The sequence below is a fragment of the Hyphomonas atlantica corrig. genome, assembly GCF_000682715.1.
Taxonomy (GTDB): domain Bacteria; phylum Pseudomonadota; class Alphaproteobacteria; order Caulobacterales; family Hyphomonadaceae; genus Hyphomonas; species Hyphomonas atlantica.
Genome location: NZ_AWFH01000012.1, coordinates 13,811 through 30,935, shown reverse-complemented (window position 1 = coordinate 30,935; position 17,125 = coordinate 13,811). Strand labels below are relative to the sequence as shown.

Genomic DNA, 17,125 nt, shown 5'->3' with positions numbered 1-17,125 from the left:
GTAACTTTCTTCTCAAGCCTTGCGCGAGACTTGCCCTCCTTCGTGCTGGGCCTGGTGAAGGCCGCTGGTTCCCCAGGGAACTGGCGGCCTTTATTTTTAAGCGACTTCCCTTACGTTGGGGGTATCATCGAATTTCACAACATATTGGAAGAGCCTGCCAATGGCCGCTGAATTGAGTCCTGCAGACGCCGTCGGCGCTCTCGTCCCCGCGATCACCTTGCTGGGCTTCGGGGCAGCGGCAGCGCTCGTTTCCCGCGCGCTCAATCTCAGCCCCATAGTGGGATACCTGCTTGCTGGCATCCTGATTGGGCCGGGCATGCTCGATCTTATCCATGAAAGTGGCGGCACTCACCTTCTGGCCGAACTTGGCGTGGTGTTCCTGTTGTTCGATATCGGCATGCACGTCTCACTCAGGGAACTGAAGGAAAGCCGCGGCGACCTTCTAGGGCTCGCTCCCGCGCATCTATTGCTGACCGGCCTGATCAGTTCCGGCGCGCTCTACATGCTTGGTATCTCATGGCCCATTGCCATCGCCGTTGGCCTCAGCCTCGGCCTGTCTTCCACCGCCGTCGTCGCGCGCATCCTGACAGAGCGGGAACAGAACTCTTGCCCTATCGGGCGAACAGCCACGCATGTCCTGATTTTCCAGGATATTGTCGCGATCTTCCTGATGATCTTCGCCACATCCCTCGGTGAGGGGGAAGCAGGTGCAGCCGGTCTTGCCGGACTTGTGTCTGATTATGTGCTGAATGGGGGTGCCGTACCGCTCTTCGCATCGCTCGGTCTTGCCTTCATACAGGCCTTGATCGCCTTCGGAGCGGCCATGCTGTTCTCCAGATACCTGCTCAATCCGGTGTTCCGTACGCTGGCAGCAACACGCAATGAAGAAGCCTTTACGGCCTTCACGCTGTTGCTGGTTCTGGCGGCGGCCTGCGCGACAGCGGTCATCGGTCTGTCTTTGACACTTGGCGCATTCCTGGCTGGTCTCGCGGTCTCTGGCACGCCATTCCGGCATCAGGTTCAAACCGAGATGGGGCCGTTTCGGGGACTGCTCCTGTCCTTCTTCTTCATCAGCGTCGGCTTGTCGATTGACCTGCCGGGCCTGTTGAGAAACTTGCCATTGGTCGTGGTCGGCGCGTTCGGTATCCTGATCGTGAAGTCGGCGCTCGGCTATATTGCGGCGCGCGTCAATGGGTGGAGCGTTCCGGGCGCCACCCAGCTCGGAACACTGCTGGCACAGGGCTCGGAATTCACGCTGGTTATCCTGTCGATTTCGGCCGTCACCACCAATATGCCCCCTGCCCTGATGGGCAGCCTCATCGCAGCCATTGCCCTGTCGCTGGCACTCGCCCCAAGCTGGGCCATTCTGGGCGGCAAGCTGTCTCGCGAACTCGCCCGGCGCAAACAGGTTACAATGGAAACGTCCAGCGAACCCGCTGGGGAGCGCCCGGTGATCGTCATTGGCATGACAGCAGCGGGCCGCCTCGCCGTAGACGCGCTCGCGGACTTCAAGATTCCCTATATCGCGACAGATGGCGACCCGGACCGGTTCCTGTCCGCCGTTGCGGACGGCTACAATGTTTCGTTCGGAGACGCGTCCAACATGAAACTGATGGACGCTATTGGTGGCAGCAATGCCCGCGCAGTTGTGCTCGGGAAAGCGCGATTTGAAGTTTCGAAAGAAGTGACGCCCGGCATTCAACGCAGGTTCCCGGATCTCATCCGCCTTGTCGCGGTAGAGACACTACAGGATCTGGACAATTATCTGGAACTCAATGTCCGCGCCCACCTCGTTGCCAGTGAACCGAAAGGCATAGAGATGGTTGCGGACATGCTGCGCATTCTGGGCGTGCCGGATGATGAACTTGCCGACTGGCTGAGCCGCGAGGCGGACCTGTTCACGATTGGCGACGCATCAGATCGCCAGGATCGTACCGACGAGTTGGAAGAAGAAACCGTGGACGAAGCCGCCTGATCAGGAATCGAGGGCCTTGATCGCGTCATCGATGGTTGCGCGGGGCTTGTCCATGATCGCCGCAATCTGCGCACGCTGCTCAATGGCGAGCCAGAGGCCAAGCACCTCAACGTCGACCACGCGCCATTCACCATTCTTCTCAATAACGCGCCAGCGCACGGTCTGAGCTTCTTCACCGGAACGCTCAACGCGCGTTTCCACGACAGAATCTGTCGGCGAGCGGTCTTTGGAGCCGATCACAGTGATCTTGGCATTCTCGAATTTCTCACGCTGGTCTTCAAAGCTCTCGAGCAAATAAGTCTCGAACGCTTCGGCAAAGCGGGCACGATCCTCATCCGAGACACGGCGCGCGTATTTGCCGAGCGTAAAATTCGCAACAGTATTCAGATCCATTGACTGGCGGAGCGTCTCCCGGCCCTTGTGGGGATCGGCGATGCTCTGCGCAGCGCCCTCGATGACGGCTTCGGCCTCAGGGCCAGCAAGGGCAGGCAAGGCCATCAGGCCAAGGGCGGTGGAAGCAATAAGGGCGCGAAACATGGGGCAATTCCTTGTGAAATCTCGTCGTGTTGCCCTCTAGATATGATTGGGATTGACCTTTTGTTCCCCGAAACCCGAGATAGGCTCTATGCGCTTTTGGCATGAACCGGCCGGTTTCACCGGCGTCAGGCAGGTGCCGGACAGTCGTAGAAGCTGAAGCTTCGGGCGACGGCAAGATAGCGTGGCAGGGTACATGATATTCTCCTCTCAGGGGAGAAACATGCAAGTCGTGTACCAGAAACGAGATAATCCGGGGCCATCGCGGCCATGATAGTTGAAGGAACAAGTGCTGTGGTGCGGGCGGCCGGGCTCGAACCGGCAAGGCCTTGCGGCCGAGGGATTTTAAGTCCCTTGCGTATACCAATTTCGCCACGCCCGCGTGGCCGATGCTGGACATAACGGCATTTTACGATGGATGCTACAATTCATGTCTGAAAGATGCGGAAAGTTGGACTGGAAAAATTGAGACACAGCCTTCCCACATCCTGGTTCATATCTGCAGGCGTCGTTGCACTTTCCGGCGCCGTCTTGCCGTTCCTCATCTCACCCAACATGGACGACTTCGCCAGAACTGCCACTCTCGCTTCGACCTTGCCACAAGGCCTCCTGTCGGGATTGGTTTTTGTAGCCTATGGCCTCGTGCATATGCTCATTCTGCAAGTCCGCCCCTCGACAGCGGCCAGCGTATTCGGCTTTCTGCACCTTGGCGCAGCACTCATGGAACAGGCTACGCGGACTATCGCGCATGTGCTTCGACAACAGATGATTATGGAAACGCGTGAAGCGGGCAGCACCGCTCAAACGATGGCGTTGGTCCACGTGGCCGCTGCGGCACTCTTTGTAGTCAGCCTCGCCTTCTTCATCATCGCGGTGTCCATCGCGCTCAGAACCAGATCACCGATCGAAGAAGCATTCTAATCCACCCGCTCAAACACGGCGGCGAGCCCCTGCCCACCTCCGATGCACATGGTCTCCAGGCCGTATCGTGCCTCGCGGCGCTCCATTTCCCGCAGCATCGTGGTCAGAATGCGTACCCCCGTCGCGCCGACCGGATGGCCGAGCGAGATGCCCGAACCGTTCACATTGAGCCGGTCCATGTCATCATCGGAGAATTCCAGCGCCTTTGTACACGCCAGCACCTGCGCCGCGAAGGCCTCGTTCAGCTCGATAACATCAATGTCCTTCAGTTCAAGACCTGCCGTCTTCAACGCTTTCTGGGTCGACGGAACTGGACCGATGCCCATGACTTCGGGGCCCACGCCTGCCACTGACCATGAAACGAGACGACCGAGCGGTTTCAAACCGTACTTCTCGGCGGCTTCTCGCGTACAAACGATGCACGCAGCCGCGCCATCATTCTGACCCGACGCGTTGCCTGCCGTCACCGTAGACTGATCATCCACCTTGCCCCGGATCGCGCGCAGCGTGGAGAGCTTCTCCAGCGAGGAGTCCGCCCGGATATGTTCGTCACTGTCCACCACCGTGTCCGCCTTGCGGCCTTTCACGGTGTACGGAATGATTTCTTCTGAGAACTTTCCGGCCTTCTGGGCCGCTGCCGCTTTCATGTGGGAATTGTAGGCGAACTGGTCCTGTGCCTCGCGTGTGATCTGGTAGTCACGACGCAAATTCTCCGCCGTCTCGATCATGCCACCTGGCACGGGATGGTGCTTTCCGCCTGCCGTGTAGCGCCCGCGTGACAGACCGTCATGCAGCATCAAGCCATCGCCTTTGATGTTCCAGCGCATGTCGATGGAGAAGAAAGGCGCATTCGACATACTCTCTGCGCCGCCCGCGATGATCACATCATTTGCGCCCGTGGCCACCTGCATGACCGCATTGATGACCGCCTGCAGGCCAGACCCACACCGACGGTCAATCTGATAGCCACCGGTGGATGTCGTCAGCCCGGCATCAAGCGCAATCATGCGCCCAAAGGCCGGAGCCTCCATCGTCGGGTAGCATTGCGCGAAGATGCAATCTTCCACGGCTTCAGCCGGCAGCTTGGTCCTCGCCATCAGCTCACTGACAATATGAGCCGCCATCTCGTGCGCGTGAACCGTTTTGAATGCCCCTCCAAAACCGCCAACGGCCGTGCGAACTGGTTCACAGATTACAACATCTCTCATGATATTTATCCCTGCTGGTCGCGGCCGCGCGCGGTAACCTGTTTGCGGGCCTCTTCCACGGCATCTGCGGTAACCGATTCCGAATGCGCGATGGATCGCTTGACCTCTTCCTTCAGCGCGGCCGTGAAGTTCATGCCATAGCCATCATCAATCAGCGCCTTGTACTGCTTCAGCAGGTCAGGCTGCGAACCGCACATATCGTGCGCCAGCTTCATGGCCGCCGGCACGAGTTCGTCTGCTTCGTAGACGCGATTGACAAGACCCCAGCGTTCCGCCGTGTGCGCATCAAGGAAATTTCCCGTGAAGGACAATTCCTTGGCGCGGCTGATGCCAATCAGGCGGGAGAGCTTCTGCGACAGCCCCCATCCCGGTACGATGCCGACGCGGGCATGCGTATCGGCGAATTTCGCGTGCTCTGACGCCAGCAACACATCGCACATCAAGGCCAGCTCAAACCCGCCCGTGATGGCAAAGCCATTGATCGCGCCAATGATTGGCCAGGGATACTCGGCCAGCGCGCGGGCCATGTCGATGGATTTGGAGTCTTCATCTGCGCCAAGGGCAAACCCGGTCTGCCCGGCTTCCTTCAGGTCGATCCCGGCGGTAAAGGCACGCCCGGCGCCGGTCAGCACCACGGCGCGAATGTCCTGGTTTTCTTTCAGCTCATTGAACACGCTGACGATCTCGGCGCGCAAGGCGCGGTTCAGCGCATTGAGTGCGTCTGGCCGGTTCAGCGTCACGAGCGCCACAGGGCCGTCCAACTCGACCTTTACGATGTCTTCCGCCATGGGATCCTCCAATTTCCTCTGCGCCTCTCTTAGCGAGGACAGAGACGAAGGACCATGCCTGACGTAGCGGCGCTGGGGCGCAACCTCAGGCGCCGCGTTTCCGGAACAGGTTGATAACACCGATCACCAGAGCAATTGCGGCAATCCCGGCCGCCAGAAAGAACAGGCCGAACTTCAGGGGTGTCAGCCATGCCTTGGCATCCAACGCGTCGGCCCAGTTGGCCAGCGCCAATACCTGAACCAGGTTTTCTGTCAGATCGACGACGACAACGCCCAGCGCGGGCACAGCCGCATATTTGCCGAATGACCCGAAGAACCGAAGCGCCAACCCTCCGAGAAATCCCCCATAGGCCAGCGGATACGCCGTATCGAGCAGCACGGTAACCCATGCATGGGCCGTTCGCTGCGCATCATTCATCGTTGCAATGATCGTCCGGGCCATTTCCGGGTCAGAGGTCATGTCCAGGAACGCACCGCCCACCATCGGCCGGCAAAGACCAAAACCCACGCCAATCACCAGCATGAGAACAAAGCTTATCCAGATACTCGAGGTACGGGCCAGAAAACTCATGCGTTGGCGTCCTCCACGCGTTCCGGCTGTACACCGGTTGCGGATATAATCGCCTCAAGCTTTTCCGTAATCAAGGGGATCAGCGCCTCATTCGTGGTGCTGGCAACAAGATGAACGCCATTGTCCCCAATGCCCCGGAACCAGGGATAGGAGCCTAGCGCGACATCACCCATCTCCTGCGCCATCGCGCCGAGCGGTTCCGCAATGTCGCCTTCGCGCAATCCCCTGCCCCGGATCGTGACTTTGTGGATTACCGCCCCCGTTTTCAGGCGCGGGCCGATATCCTCCAGCATGGCACGCGCAACAGATGGCACACCCGCAAGCGTGAACACGTTACCTGTCTGGAAGCCCGGCGCACCAGAGACAGGATTGGCGACAATGGATGCGCCATGCGGAACCCGAGCCATGCGACGGCGCGCCAATGTGTACTCGGTTCCCATCTGGGCGTAGCGCTCGGCCAGCATGGCGGTTACTTCAGGATGCTCCGAAATTTCGACATTGAAAGCCTTGGCAATCGCATCTGCCGTAATGTCGTCATGGGTCGGGCCGATACCGCCGGTTGTGAACACATAAGTGTATTTGTTGCGCAAGGCATTCACGGCATCGACGATTTCTTCCTCGACATCGGGCACGATGCGGGTTTCCCGGACAGGAATACCAAGAGGCGCGAGATATCCGGCGATCTGTTGAAGATTGATGTCGCGTGTGCGGCCAGAAAGCAATTCGTCCCCAATCAAGAGAACAGCGGCCGTGGGGGATGTGTCGGTCATGCCGAAAAAGATGGCACCATCCGAGCTGCCCGCCAAGTCGGAACGTAACGCCAAGGTGCGCATTGCAATTGGCGACACCCAATTGTTCACGAGGACAGATCATGAAACGCCACGCTACCGCCCATTGGTCCGGAAACCTGAAAGAAGGCACAGGCTCTCTCACCACGCAGAGCGGCACGCTCTCTGATACGGCTTACTCTTTCGAAGCCCGCTTCGAGGATGAGTCCGGCGAGTCCGGGACCAATCCGGAAGAATTGCTCGCTGCCGCTCACGCAGGCTGCTTCACGATGCAGTTGTCACATTTGCTCGCAGAAAATGGCACCCCGGCGACAGATCTCGACACGAAATGCATCGTCACCGTAGAACCCAAGGAAGGCGGCGGCTTTCAGATCACACGCAGCGCCCTCACATTAAACGCTGTCGTCGACGACATTGAGCCCGAGACCTTCGATGCCCTGGCCAACAAGGCCAAGACTGGCTGTCCGATGTCGGTTGCACTGGGCGCCATCGAGATCACCCTCGGCACGCAGCTTCAGTAAGTTTGAAAGGGAGTCGCCCAATGGAACCGGAAATTCTTTATGGAATTGGTGCCCTGCTTCTACTGATAGCCCTTGTCTGGGGTGTCAGCCGTGGTCGATTGAAATCGCGCACAGCCGAGTCGATCAGTGAGGAAAGTACCCGGGAAATCTACCAGGAACCGGAGCGCTTCGACGAAACGCGACGCGACCAGCTCAAACGGGCGGCGGAATCAGCCGAAGCCTCAGCCGAAAAGCGCGAAGACACCTCGGGTACATGATTGCAGGCACGGCGGTAGAATTGTCGGAGCCAAATTGCTATTTAGGGGCAAATAGACCGCACAAACGCCCCCGAAAGGCTCGCTTTGATGACCGACACCAACCTCCTGCTGCCGATGCGCACAGGCGAAATTCGCATCCATGATGCTGAAGGCTTCGACGGCATGCGCAAGGCCGGCCGTCTGGTCGCCGAATGTCTCGACATGCTGGTGCCAGAGGTAAAGCCGGGTGTCACAACCGAACATCTCGACAATCTGGTGCGCGAGTTCGTGATGGATCATGGCGCGACCTCAGCGACGATTGGCTATCGTGGGTACCGCCATGCCAGCTGCATCTCGCTGAATCACGTGATCTGTCACGGCATCCCGAACGCCAAACCGCTCAAGGAAGGCGACATCGCAAACATCGATGTAACGCTGATCCTCAATGGCTGGCACGGCGACCATTCCCGCATGTATGGCGTTGGAAAGGTCAAGCGCAAGGCAGAGCGCCTCATGGACGTTACCTATGATGCGCTGATGGCAGGACTGGCACAGATTCGCCCCGGCAAACGCTTTGGCGACATCGGTGGCGCGATTTCCGAAGTTGCCCGGTTGAACCGGATGTCAGTCGTCGAAGACTTCTGTGGCCACGGTCTCGGCCGCCTGTTCCATGATGAGCCGAATGTGGTTCACTCGTCCGCCTACAATACCGGCCCCGAACTGAAACCGGGCATGTTCTTCACCGTAGAGCCAATGCTCAACCTCGGTCGCAAGGACGCCGCGATCCTGCCCGATGGATGGACCGCTGTAACGCGTGACCGGCAGCTGTCGGCACAGTACGAGCATTCCGTCGGCGTTACCGAAGACGGCGTGGAGATCTTCACGTCTTCGCCGAAAGGCTTGCACCAGCCCCATAAGGTCGAGCTCTAGGCTTATTCGGCCGGTGGGGGTGGCGCATAGAAAGGCGCCGCGGCCTCTGGCATCTTCTCCATCGAAATCATGATGCCGTGCTCCGCCGCCAGCTGTCCTATGACTGCTCCTGCGGCTTCGGCTGAGTCCGGCTGCGCATCCGCTATCCGAGGGGCGGCGCTCGCCATGAACTCTTCAAAGGAGCCGCCCGTCGTTGTCATGATCAATTTGGTGGTCTTATCGCTGGCATTCCAGAACATGTGCGTATTGCCCCGATTGAGCGCAGCGAAGTCTCCCGGATAAAGAGAAAGAATCTGGTCGCCCGACATGACACTCAGGACGCCTTCGGTGACGTAGAAATATTCGTCTTCAAGTGTATGAGTGTGCGGCGGAGAACCGGGACTGCGAGGCGGCAACTCAAACTCGTATACCGTCACATCGCCCGCAGACTCCTCTGAAGACAATAGCAGGCGGACGGGATGAAACGGGTTCTCAACCGTCTTTCCGGCGCCGGCCACAACCAGCTTGTCGGGATGAGCATGCACCCCTTCGGCATGCGTGCCATCCGGATTGTGGTGATGGCCCGGCTCAGCCGACGCGCAAGCGGCCAGCGCAATCGTCGCGCCCGATAGTCCCAATACATATTTCAACATTCAGTCGTCCTCCCACGGATTTCCCAGACAAAAATGTTATGATGAAGGATTGATCATTGAAAGCCGCTTCAAGAAAAGTTTGCGCTGAAGAACCTTTATCGCGAACGTTTTTCGTGGTCTTTCAACCGGAATGAGCACGGCACCTGAAATCCCCCACTGGAAAGGGCATCGCGAGCGCTTGCGCAGCAAGCTGCTGGCACGCGGCGCTTCATCTCTGGATGACTACGAAGTGCTCGAAGTTCTGCTGATGGCCTTTATTCCGCGCCGGGATGTGAAACCTATTGCCAAGGCGCTTCAGGCAAGATTCGGGAGCCTCTCGGCAATTCTCGCCGCCCCGAGTCGCGATCTGGTCCAGGTGCCCGGCATAGGTGAAACCGTGGCGGCGTATCTCAAGGCGATTGCCGAACTCAACGCTCGCGCGTCTCGGGAAAACATTCAAAAGAAAACGGCGATCTCATCCTGGTCGGCGCTGGTCGAGTATGTCCGCACCGAACTGCAACACGAGAAACGCGAGCAGTTTCGTATCCTGTTCCTGGATCGCAAGAACCAGCTGATCGCAGACGAAGTCATGGGGCATGGCACTGTCGATCACGCACCGGTCTACACCCGCGAAGTAGCGCGGCGTGCGCTGGAACTGCATGCGTCGGCGCTCATTCTGGTGCATAACCACCCGTCCGGCGACACCACGCCTTCCCGCGCAGATATAGATGTCACCCGCGAGATCATCGACGCGCTCGATCCCTTCGACATCACCGTGCACGATCACCTCATCGCTGGCACGGGCGGCGTAACGAGTTTGAAAGCGGCTGGCCTGATCTGATCAGCCGACGAGACTGTTGCGCGTGAGGCGTTGCATGCGGAGGACGTAATCTTCCTGTGACCACCCGCATTCAAAGCGCAGCTTCTCCCACATTTCGACTGACAGGATCGACCAGAGAAGATCCGTAGCGGTTTCCGAGGTAAACTCCGCCTTCAGGCGATCAACCTTCTCCAACGCGCCTATTGCCGCTGCGCAACCATGCCGGACGGCCTGCATGCGATCGCCCCACGCTGCGGCAGCTGCCTCATCCGTGTCCCGCATGGCGATCAACGCACGACCTACGCCGTGGATCTTCGGAATGTAGTTGCCCCACGCTTCGACCCACAAATCCAGCCGCTCAACACCTGAGGCAGCGCGGCTGGCCGCGAGACTGCCATCAATATCGTGAACGTCGTCCATGTAGCGCGCGGTGCTGGTCAGCAATTCGGCGCGGGTCGGAAAATGAAGATAGACCGCCTGACGGCTGATGCCGGCGGCCTTGGCGATATCGCTCATCCGCACCCCTGCCCCACCAGATTTCTCCAGCAAGTTCCAGGTCGCGCGCATAATTTTTTCTCGGGTTTCGGGATTCTCACTTGACATGATGTCAAGCTAAGCGCATTTGACACCATGTCAACTTTACACGGTGTCAAGCAAAGGAGAATCACGATGCCACAGACAACTCGCCAACCCATTGAGCATGCGGGCCCCGTTCTCGTGTTAGGCGGAACTGGAAAGACTGGCCGACGCATTGTCAGCCGGCTGAAAAGCATGGGCGTCGAGACACGTATCGGCTCGCGCTCCGCAGTTCCTGCATTTGACTGGCAAGTTCCCGCCGGATGGGACGCCGCCCTCAAAGGGGCGCATGCCGTTTACATCAGCTACACACCTGATCTTGCCGTTCCAGCGGCCAAAGATGCAATCCAGGAGCTTACCCATCGGGCAAAGGCGCTCGGCGTGAAGCACCTTGTCTTGCTGTCCGGGCGCGGAGAGCCGGATGCGCAGGCCAGCGAGCGCATTGTTCAGGAAAGCGGTATTGACTGGACCATCGTCCGCGCCAGCTGGTTTAACCAGAATTTTTCCGAAGGTGAGTTCCTGCCGCTTGTCCTGTCGGGACACATCACCCTGCCTGTCGGCCATGTGCAGGAGCCATTCATCGACGCTGACGACATCGCAGACGTCGCTGTTGCCGCCCTCACGCAAACCGGACACACTGGTGAAGTCTACGAAGTCACTGGCCCACGCCTGATGACATTTGAAGACGTGGCACAGGAGATATCCAACGCCACAGGAAGCCTCGTGAATTTCGTCCGCATTCCATCGGAAGACTTTCTTCAGGGCTTGCGTCAGGCTGGCGCCCCTGATGACCAGATCTGGCTGCTGGATTATCTGTTCACGAATGTCCTTGACGGGCGCAACGCGCACCTGACTGATGGCGTCCAACGCGCGCTGGGCCGTCCGCCGAAAGACTTTTCAGAATTTGCCCGCGAAATGGCAGCAGCCGGCCTTTGGAGGGATGCGGCATGACTCAGCCACTGACCCGCATATTGCTGGCCGTGTCGGGAACGACAGGACTTGCCATCGGATTGGCGGTCCTGTTCCAACCGCACGCCTTCCTCGCCTCAAGCGGCATAAGTCTCGGAACGGATGCCAGCCTGTTATCGGAAATCCGCGCGCCCGGCGGACTATTGCTTCTGTGCTCACTGGTCGCGCTGGGCGGCGCCATCCGACACAACCTGATGCAAACCGGTCTGGTCTTCTCCGCGCTGATTTACAGCACATACGGTTTGTCCCGTCTGGTCAGCATCGTGTTGGACGGAATGCCCTCACACAGTCTTCAACTCGCCACCTTCATCGAACTCGCTATTGGCGCGCTCAGCCTGTTCGCCTTGCTACAACACAAGAAAGCCACAGGAGCGGTAAAATGAGCGCCGAATTGTTCGCATACATCTGTCTTGCGGTCGGACTGGCCGCCGCGCTGGTCGGCGGAGTATTCCAGTCATTCTCTGACTTCGTGATGGCAGGGCTTGTCCGCGCAGCACCGTCCGGCGGCATTGAATCCATGCAGCAGATCAACCGGACAGTGTTCCGGTCGGTCTTCCTGGCGACCCTGCTGGGACTTGTCCCGGTCATGCTCGTCATGTCCCTGCTTGCGTGGCAGACGCAGGATGGCGCGGCGAAGACCATGATCTTCACAGGCTCGGCCATCTATATCGTTACCGTGCTGGGCGTTACCATGTTCGGGAACGTCCCGATGAATGAGCGACTTGATCGCCTGCCCCATCGCGATCAGGACGCCGCCAATTACTGGAAAACCTATGGCGTGGTCTGGACCCGCTGGAACCATGTCCGCACCCTTGGGTCGATTGCTTCCGCAATCTGCTACCTGCTGGCAGCGATGGCCTTGTCCTAGCTCTGCCCGAAACGGCGGGTGAGATTGGAGATGCTTTTCGACAGGACAAGCATTTCCGGAGATTGCAGGTCCAGCTTGCCGACCAGGCTGGACCGCAAATTCTCCAGATCGAACAGGATCTCTCGTACTGCTGCATCCGGAATCGCGCTCTCGATCCATCCCACACAGGCCAGACGCGTGCCGGACGTGACAGGCGCGACGCGATGTAGTGTCGTTGACGGATACAGGACCAGGCTGCCCGGCGGCAATTTGACGGACTGCGTCATGCCCGCCAACTCGATTTCCAGCTCCCCCCCTTCATAAGTGTCCGGCTCTGACAGGAACAGCGTGAAGGAGAAATCCGTCCGCAGGCGCGACGTGCCGATCGGCATGAATGGGTTGTCGACATGGTGGCCATATCCCCCACCCGCCTCGGTCCGGCTGACGATCAACTTGGAAAACTGACGGGGCTGGGCCGCAGCGCGCAGCACGGGATGACACTCGACCCTGGCTTTCAGCTTGTGCTGAACCTGCGTGCCGAGACGCGAGGTCAGGTCTGCCTGCTGGTTGTGTTTCACCGCCCGGGCGGTCCCGCCCGCCGTTTCGGCACCATCCCGCCACCCCAATCCACCGATCAGCTTCAGCGTCTCATCCAGTTCTTCACGGTCGAGTACATCAGAAAGGGTCAAAAGCATGGGTAGGCCTACTTGCGAATAGTTTGCATTTGCGTAATTCCCCGCTATAGCAGATCGACGCAATAAGGAACTCTATCATGGCTTTTGACACCAAATTGAAGCAGTGGACCAGTCTGGGTCTGGGCACGGTCCTGATGACCGGCGCACTGGCTGGCTGCGGCGAAGCAACCAAGCCTGCAGACACACCGGCAGCGGCTGAAGTTTCCGAGACTGAAGCCAACAGCCATGCAGGCGGCGACCATCACGGCGCTGAAGCCGATGCTGCTGCTCCAGCTACAGAAGCCGGCGAAGGTGAAGGTGGTGTGACCATCGAGGCTGCTTATACCGATCCGGTGGTCTACAAATCAGCCATCGCAATTGCTGCCGCCCACGTTCTGGCTGCGCGTGATGCCTATGCCGAAGGCAAAACTGAAGCCGCTGCGGAGATGTTTGCTCACCCAGTCTCTGAAGTGCTGTTTGACATGGAACCAGTCTTCGCCTCCCAAGGCGTTGAAGACTTTACCGGCCTCTTCTCCGACACATCAGCCGCCGTTTTCGCGGGCGAAAGTCAGGAACAAATCAATGCGCGGACCGATGAGATCCTCGCAGCGCTGGACAAGGCCGCTGAAAGCGCACCGGAAACCGACATGTCCGACGCCATGGTCAGCGCCAGCGTCGCATCAGACCAAATTGAGCGCGCGTCTGACATGTATGTCCTGTCGATCGATTCCGATTTCTACGAGACCTATCTGGACGGCTATGGCTTCTACAAGGCGGCCGAGCTGACGTTCAGCCAGAACGAAGCCGCAATCGAAGCAGAGAATGCCAACGCCGCTTCTGCGATCCGGTCCGCGCTGGCCCTGCTGGCAGAAGCTTACCCGACGGCGCTACGCCCCGATTCGCTTGATGCGGACGCATCGGCGCTGGCGGTGGCTGCTTCCGAAGTTCAGCTGGAACTCAGCCAGTAACAGCAAATTTACCCGCGCAGGGCCTTCGATACGATCTGTCGTAAAGGAAGGCCTTGCGCGCCCCGCGCATCACATTACCGTAGGGCGACTTGTAGAGGCGCCGCCAAGACGCGCCCGGTATTTTCGGGAGGAGTTCGGCGGATGACCGACACGACAGCTGGCCAGACAGCTACAGATGGCCACATCACAGGGTTCGGCTCCAAGGGCTATCGCACCTATGTGCTCGTAGCCCTCATGCTGGTCTACACGCTCAACTTCATTGATCGCACGTTGATTTCGGTTGTCGCCCAGCCGATCATCAACTCTTTCCAACTGAACGATACACAATGGGGCCTGTTGTCCGGTCCGCCCTTTGCCTTGTTCTACGCCGCGATGGGCATTCCGATTGCCATGTGGGCCGACCGGGCCAATCGCGTCCTGATCATCGGGTTGTGCATCATCATCTGGTCCGTCATGACGGCCCTGTGCGGTGTGGCATCAGGCTTCATCTGGCTGCTCATATTCCGGGTTGGCGTGGCCGTAGGCGAGGCCGGCTGCACCCCTCCCGCCAATTCGCTCATCACCGACTATTATCCACCCAAGAGCCGTGCCGGCGCGCTTGGTATCTATTCCATGGGCGTGACACTTGGCGGCGTGCTGGCCCAACTGTTCGGCGGTACAATTGCCGGCATCAAGGGGGCCGATTTCGGTGCCTGGGTCCAGTCTATCGGTCTTGGTGGCCTGTTTACCGGGCTCGACTGGGCCACGGTGGAAGGCTGGCGCATTGCCTTTGTTCTGGTGGGGGCGCCCGGTGTGCTGATCGCCTTGATCGTCATGTTCACGATCAAGGAACCGCCGCGGGGCTATTCCGACCCACCTTCGGCCAAAATTGCGGAGAAGGCGCCATTCTTTGACGCGTTCAGGGAGTTCTCACCAAAGCCAACCTTTTGGTGGCTATCACTGGGCGCTGCGCTGGTCGCTTTTGTTGGCTATGGCCTGATCAGCTTCCAGGCACCATTCCTGCAACGCGTGCATGGCATCGACGTCCGCGATGCGGCCGTGCTGTACGGTGCACCATTGGCGGCGGTTGCCGCATTCGGAACTTTCCTCGGCGGCTACATTTCCGAGAAGCTCGAAGGCCGATTCAGATCGATCTCGGCCTGGCTGCCCGGCGTGGGTCTGCTGATTGCTGTGCCCGCCTATGTCGGAGCCTTTTTTGCTCCCTCAATCGAGCTCGCCTTCGGGCTCTGGATCATCGCAGGCACGATGCACTACGCCTATCTGTCCAGCCAGTACATGGTCGGCACCGCCATTGTCAGCCCGCAATCGCGCGCCACCACAATCGCCGTCCTGCTACTGATCGTCAGCCTGATCGGCAATGGCATTGGCCCGCTCTTTGTCGGTGCGATGAGTGACTTCTTCATGGGTCAGGAAATCACCAAGGCTGGGCTTTCAGCTTTCGCAGAAGCCTTCAATCCGCGCCTCTGCGGCACAGACCCGGCCGCGCTGGGCGCAGAGGGACCGGAACTCTGCCGCGCCTATGCAAATGGGCTGCGCCATTCCATGGCTGCGACGGTGCTGTTCTTCCTTGCCGCCGCCGGCTGCTATTTCATGGCGGCCCGTTCGTTCATGAACGACAAGTATAATCCCGATGCCCCGACTGCAGGTATGGGCACCTGAATCCCAGTGACGGAAAGAGACACGTAGCATGACAGACACGACCGCCGCCTCTGCTCCCTCCGGCGAACAGCCCGGATACGAAACCGGATACAGAACCAAAGGCTATCGCGCCTATGTGCTCGGCTCTCTTCTGGTCGTCTACATCTTCAACTTCATCGACCGGTCGATCTTCGGCATCCTGACGGACCCGATCCGCAACTCGCTCAATCTCGAAGACTGGCAAATGGGTCTTCTGGGCGGGCTCGCCTTCGCAACCTTCTACACCACGCTGGGCATTCCGATTGCGCGCGTTTCGGAAAAAACCAGCCGGATGATGATCATTATCCTGTCGCTGGCGGTCTGGAGTTTGATGACCGTGATGTGCGGCTTGGCCGTCGGTTTCGCCAGCATGTTTGTCTGCCGCCTGCTCGTCGGCGTCGGGGAAGCTGGATGCACCCCGCCAGCTCAGTCCGTGATCGCGGACTATTTCAAGCCCGGCAGCCGCGCCACCGCCGCGTCTATCTACGCGCTTGGCGTACCGCTCGGCGGCATGTGCGCGGGCCTCGCGGCAGGTCCGATCAATGATTACGTCACCGGAGAAAACGTCCACACGCTGCTGGAAGGTTGGGGCTGGTCCTGGGCAACCGGCCTGCTCGACTGGAAAAGCCTCGAAGGCTGGCGCATTGCCTTTATCGCCGTTGGCCTGCCGGGCCTGCTCTTCGCTCTGATCATCGGGCTTACTGTGAAGGAGCCACCACGCGGCTACACTGACCCGCCAAACGCCTCAAAGCCCGAGCGCGAAACATTCGGCGCCGCCCTGAAAAAGCTCAGCAAGAAGCCGACCTATGTTCATGTCGTCTTCGGCGCAGCGCTCGCTTCCTTTGCCGGATATGGCATCGCGGCCTTCTCCACCTCCTTCCTGCTGCGCACGCATGAATTGTCGCTGACAGAAGCCGCGCTGATCTTCTCCCTCGTGCTCGGCCTGATGGCAGCCATCGGTGTCTTCCTGTCGGGCTTCCTGGCGGACCGCTTGGCCAAGCGCTATCCGACCGCCCTGTCATGGATGCCAGCGCTCGGCATGGGCTTGTCAGTCCCGCTCTACTGGATGGGGTATCTCAGCCCCTCGGTCGCGCTGATGCTGCCGCCGCTGATGGCCGCTGCGATGCTGCATTATTTCTACCTTGGGCCAATGTATGCCGTCTCAGCCGGCGTCGTGGATGCTCGCACCCGGGCAACCGCCGTGGCCATCACGCTGTTCGTCGTGAACCTCATCGGTCTCGGTCTCGGGCCCACATTGATTGGCCTGCTATCGACCGTGCTGAAAACGATGATGCTGTCTGGCGCAGATCTTGGTCTGACCCTTGACCTCTGCAAGGAAACGGCAAGCCTCAGCGCCGATCAGGCCGCCGCCTGTACCAGCGCGGATGCTCGCGGCCTGCAATGGTCGATCATCATCTTCGCAACGATCTATGCATGGGCAGCCATCCATTATCTGCTGGCTGGCAAGACGCTGCAGCGTGACATGGTGGCCAAGACGGCCTAATCGGTCC

The 17,125-nt window shown here is 59.3% G+C and carries 20 protein-coding genes and 1 tRNA gene; 12 read left to right on the top strand and 9 right to left on the bottom strand.

The features are described 5' to 3' along the window. Positions 1-160: 160 nt before the first annotated feature. The gene (locus HY36_RS07520) at positions 161-1,975 is read left to right on the top strand and encodes a cation:proton antiporter (protein ID WP_051602611.1); all 1,815 of its coding nucleotides are present in this window, start codon (positions 161-163) and stop codon (positions 1,973-1,975) included. Here HY36_RS07520 and HY36_RS07515 read toward each other — a convergent pair whose 3' ends face one another. Together HY36_RS07515 and HY36_RS07510 are read right to left on the bottom strand one after the other, a co-directional pair. Next, positions 1,976-2,512 (bottom strand): MlaC/ttg2D family ABC transporter substrate-binding protein, encoded by a 537-nt coding sequence (locus HY36_RS07515; protein WP_051602610.1) that lies wholly within the window; start codon positions 2,510-2,512, stop codon positions 1,976-1,978. It abuts the gene before it with no gap. A gap of 292 nt (positions 2,513-2,804) precedes the next feature. Further along, positions 2,805-2,891: transfer RNA gene (locus tag HY36_RS07510), tRNA-Leu, on the bottom strand. Positions 2,892-3,064: 173 nt separating this feature from the next. Here HY36_RS07510 and HY36_RS07505 point away from each other — a divergent pair. Further along, a complete protein-coding gene (locus HY36_RS07505; RefSeq protein ID WP_162175964.1) occupies positions 3,065-3,430 on the top strand; it encodes a hypothetical protein in 366 nt (121 codons plus the stop codon). Here HY36_RS07505 and HY36_RS07500 read toward each other — a convergent pair. The 4 genes from HY36_RS07500 to HY36_RS07485 form a co-directional block, all read right to left on the bottom strand. Next, positions 3,427-4,638, bottom strand: a complete 1,212-nt coding sequence (locus tag HY36_RS07500) for an acetyl-CoA C-acetyltransferase (protein WP_035550710.1) — start codon at positions 4,636-4,638, stop codon at positions 3,427-3,429. The two genes, HY36_RS07505 and HY36_RS07500, sit on opposite strands and share 4 nt — an antisense overlap. A 5-nt stretch (positions 4,639-4,643) precedes the next feature. Next, positions 4,644-5,426 (bottom strand): enoyl-CoA hydratase, encoded by a 783-nt coding sequence (locus tag HY36_RS07495; protein ID WP_155841784.1) that lies wholly within the window; start codon positions 5,424-5,426, stop codon positions 4,644-4,646. Between the two features lie 85 nt (positions 5,427-5,511). Further along, positions 5,512-5,997: a hypothetical protein gene (locus HY36_RS07490; protein WP_035550706.1), complete on the bottom strand. Its 486-nt coding sequence runs from the start codon at positions 5,995-5,997 to the stop codon at positions 5,512-5,514. Further along, positions 5,994-6,767: a competence/damage-inducible protein A gene (locus HY36_RS07485; RefSeq protein WP_035551263.1), complete on the bottom strand. Its 774-nt coding sequence runs from the start codon at positions 6,765-6,767 to the stop codon at positions 5,994-5,996. Before HY36_RS07485 ends, HY36_RS07490 begins: the two co-directional genes overlap by 4 nt. A 101-nt stretch (positions 6,768-6,868) precedes the next feature. Here HY36_RS07485 and HY36_RS07480 point away from each other — a divergent pair, with 101 nt between their 5' ends. The 3 genes from HY36_RS07480 (at position 6,869) to map (ending at position 8,472) form a co-directional block, all read left to right on the top strand. Continuing rightward, the gene (locus tag HY36_RS07480) at positions 6,869-7,306 is read left to right on the top strand and encodes an OsmC family protein (protein WP_035550704.1); all 438 of its coding nucleotides are present in this window, start codon (positions 6,869-6,871) and stop codon (positions 7,304-7,306) included. Between the two features lie 20 nt (positions 7,307-7,326). After that, complete coding sequence (locus HY36_RS07475; RefSeq protein WP_035550702.1) at positions 7,327-7,563, top strand: hypothetical protein; 237 nt, start codon at positions 7,327-7,329, stop codon at positions 7,561-7,563. Between the two features lie 87 nt (positions 7,564-7,650). After that, the gene (map, locus tag HY36_RS07470) at positions 7,651-8,472 is read left to right on the top strand and encodes a type I methionyl aminopeptidase (RefSeq protein ID WP_035550699.1); all 822 of its coding nucleotides are present in this window, start codon (positions 7,651-7,653) and stop codon (positions 8,470-8,472) included. Positions 8,473-8,474: 2 nt separating this feature from the next. On the opposite strand, the gene HY36_RS17765 is transcribed toward map, so the two are convergent. Further along, positions 8,475-9,104 (bottom strand): cupin domain-containing protein, encoded by a 630-nt coding sequence (locus HY36_RS17765; RefSeq protein ID WP_051602609.1) that lies wholly within the window; start codon positions 9,102-9,104, stop codon positions 8,475-8,477. Positions 9,105-9,234: 130 nt separating this feature from the next. On the opposite strand from HY36_RS17765, the gene radC reads away from it, so the two are divergent. After that, positions 9,235-9,924 (top strand): RadC family protein, encoded by a 690-nt coding sequence (radC, locus tag HY36_RS07460; protein WP_035550696.1) that lies wholly within the window; start codon positions 9,235-9,237, stop codon positions 9,922-9,924. Here radC and HY36_RS07455 read toward each other — a convergent pair whose 3' ends face one another. After that, a complete protein-coding gene (locus tag HY36_RS07455) occupies positions 9,925-10,470 on the bottom strand; it encodes a TetR/AcrR family transcriptional regulator (RefSeq protein WP_273279285.1) in 546 nt (181 codons plus the stop codon). It lies immediately after the preceding gene. 102 nt (positions 10,471-10,572) lie between these two features. Between HY36_RS07455 and HY36_RS07450 the strand changes: the two genes are divergently transcribed. From HY36_RS07450 to HY36_RS07440, 3 genes are read left to right on the top strand one after another with little or no spacing between them, the layout of a single operon-like run. Beyond that, the gene (locus tag HY36_RS07450) at positions 10,573-11,430 is read left to right on the top strand and encodes an NAD(P)H-binding protein (RefSeq protein ID WP_051602608.1); all 858 of its coding nucleotides are present in this window, start codon (positions 10,573-10,575) and stop codon (positions 11,428-11,430) included. After that, positions 11,427-11,831: a DUF4345 domain-containing protein gene (locus HY36_RS07445; RefSeq protein ID WP_035550692.1), complete on the top strand. Its 405-nt coding sequence runs from the start codon at positions 11,427-11,429 to the stop codon at positions 11,829-11,831. Before HY36_RS07450 ends, HY36_RS07445 begins: the two co-directional genes overlap by 4 nt. After that, positions 11,828-12,316, top strand: coding sequence for a DUF1772 domain-containing protein (locus HY36_RS07440; RefSeq protein ID WP_035550689.1), 489 nt, complete (start codon positions 11,828-11,830; stop codon positions 12,314-12,316). Before HY36_RS07445 ends, HY36_RS07440 begins: the two co-directional genes overlap by 4 nt. Here HY36_RS07440 and HY36_RS07435 read toward each other — a convergent pair. Beyond that, positions 12,313-12,990 (bottom strand): Fe2+-dependent dioxygenase, encoded by a 678-nt coding sequence (locus HY36_RS07435; RefSeq protein WP_035550684.1) that lies wholly within the window; start codon positions 12,988-12,990, stop codon positions 12,313-12,315. The genes HY36_RS07440 and HY36_RS07435 overlap by 4 nt on opposite strands. A gap of 77 nt (positions 12,991-13,067) precedes the next feature. Here HY36_RS07435 and HY36_RS07430 point away from each other — a divergent pair, with 77 nt between their 5' ends. From HY36_RS07430 to HY36_RS07420, 3 genes are all read left to right on the top strand, one after another. After that, the gene (locus HY36_RS07430; RefSeq protein ID WP_035550681.1) at positions 13,068-13,937 is read left to right on the top strand and encodes a hypothetical protein; all 870 of its coding nucleotides are present in this window, start codon (positions 13,068-13,070) and stop codon (positions 13,935-13,937) included. Between the two features lie 141 nt (positions 13,938-14,078). Further along, entirely contained in the window at positions 14,079-15,596 is a 1,518-nt protein-coding gene (locus HY36_RS07425; protein WP_035550678.1) for a spinster family MFS transporter, read from the top strand. A gap of 28 nt (positions 15,597-15,624) precedes the next feature. Next, positions 15,625-17,118 carry a spinster family MFS transporter gene (locus HY36_RS07420; protein WP_035550675.1) on the top strand — a complete coding sequence of 498 codons (1,494 nt, stop codon included), beginning with the start codon at positions 15,625-15,627 and terminating at the stop codon, positions 17,116-17,118. Positions 17,119-17,125: the final 7 nt, after the last annotated feature.

Coding starts and splice junctions, on each gene's coding strand:
- HY36_RS07520 (WP_051602611.1), top strand. CDS start 161: ATGGCCGCTGAATTGAGTCCTGCAGACGCCGTCGGCGCTCTCGTCCCC.
- HY36_RS07515 (WP_051602610.1), bottom strand. CDS start 2,512: ATGTTTCGCGCCCTTATTGCTTCCACCGCCCTTGGCCTGATGGCCTTG.
- HY36_RS07505 (WP_162175964.1), top strand. CDS start 3,065: ATGGACGACTTCGCCAGAACTGCCACTCTCGCTTCGACCTTGCCACAA.
- HY36_RS07500 (WP_035550710.1), bottom strand. CDS start 4,638: ATGAGAGATGTTGTAATCTGTGAACCAGTTCGCACGGCCGTTGGCGGT.
- HY36_RS07495 (WP_155841784.1), bottom strand. CDS start 5,426: ATGGCGGAAGACATCGTAAAGGTCGAGTTGGACGGCCCTGTGGCGCTC.
- HY36_RS07490 (WP_035550706.1), bottom strand. CDS start 5,997: ATGAGTTTTCTGGCCCGTACCTCGAGTATCTGGATAAGCTTTGTTCTC.
- HY36_RS07485 (WP_035551263.1), bottom strand. CDS start 6,767: ATGACCGACACATCCCCCACGGCCGCTGTTCTCTTGATTGGGGACGAA.
- HY36_RS07480 (WP_035550704.1), top strand. CDS start 6,869: ATGAAACGCCACGCTACCGCCCATTGGTCCGGAAACCTGAAAGAAGGC.
- HY36_RS07475 (WP_035550702.1), top strand. CDS start 7,327: ATGGAACCGGAAATTCTTTATGGAATTGGTGCCCTGCTTCTACTGATA.
- map (WP_035550699.1), top strand. CDS start 7,651: ATGACCGACACCAACCTCCTGCTGCCGATGCGCACAGGCGAAATTCGC.
- HY36_RS17765 (WP_051602609.1), bottom strand. CDS start 9,104: ATGTTGAAATATGTATTGGGACTATCGGGCGCGACGATTGCGCTGGCC.
- radC (WP_035550696.1), top strand. CDS start 9,235: ATGAGCACGGCACCTGAAATCCCCCACTGGAAAGGGCATCGCGAGCGC.
- HY36_RS07455 (WP_273279285.1), bottom strand. CDS start 10,470: ATGCGCGCGACCTGGAACTTGCTGGAGAAATCTGGTGGGGCAGGGGTG.
- HY36_RS07450 (WP_051602608.1), top strand. CDS start 10,573: ATGCCACAGACAACTCGCCAACCCATTGAGCATGCGGGCCCCGTTCTC.
- HY36_RS07445 (WP_035550692.1), top strand. CDS start 11,427: ATGACTCAGCCACTGACCCGCATATTGCTGGCCGTGTCGGGAACGACA.
- HY36_RS07440 (WP_035550689.1), top strand. CDS start 11,828: ATGAGCGCCGAATTGTTCGCATACATCTGTCTTGCGGTCGGACTGGCC.
- HY36_RS07435 (WP_035550684.1), bottom strand. CDS start 12,990: ATGCTTTTGACCCTTTCTGATGTACTCGACCGTGAAGAACTGGATGAG.
- HY36_RS07430 (WP_035550681.1), top strand. CDS start 13,068: ATGGCTTTTGACACCAAATTGAAGCAGTGGACCAGTCTGGGTCTGGGC.
- HY36_RS07425 (WP_035550678.1), top strand. CDS start 14,079: ATGACCGACACGACAGCTGGCCAGACAGCTACAGATGGCCACATCACA.
- HY36_RS07420 (WP_035550675.1), top strand. CDS start 15,625: ATGACAGACACGACCGCCGCCTCTGCTCCCTCCGGCGAACAGCCCGGA.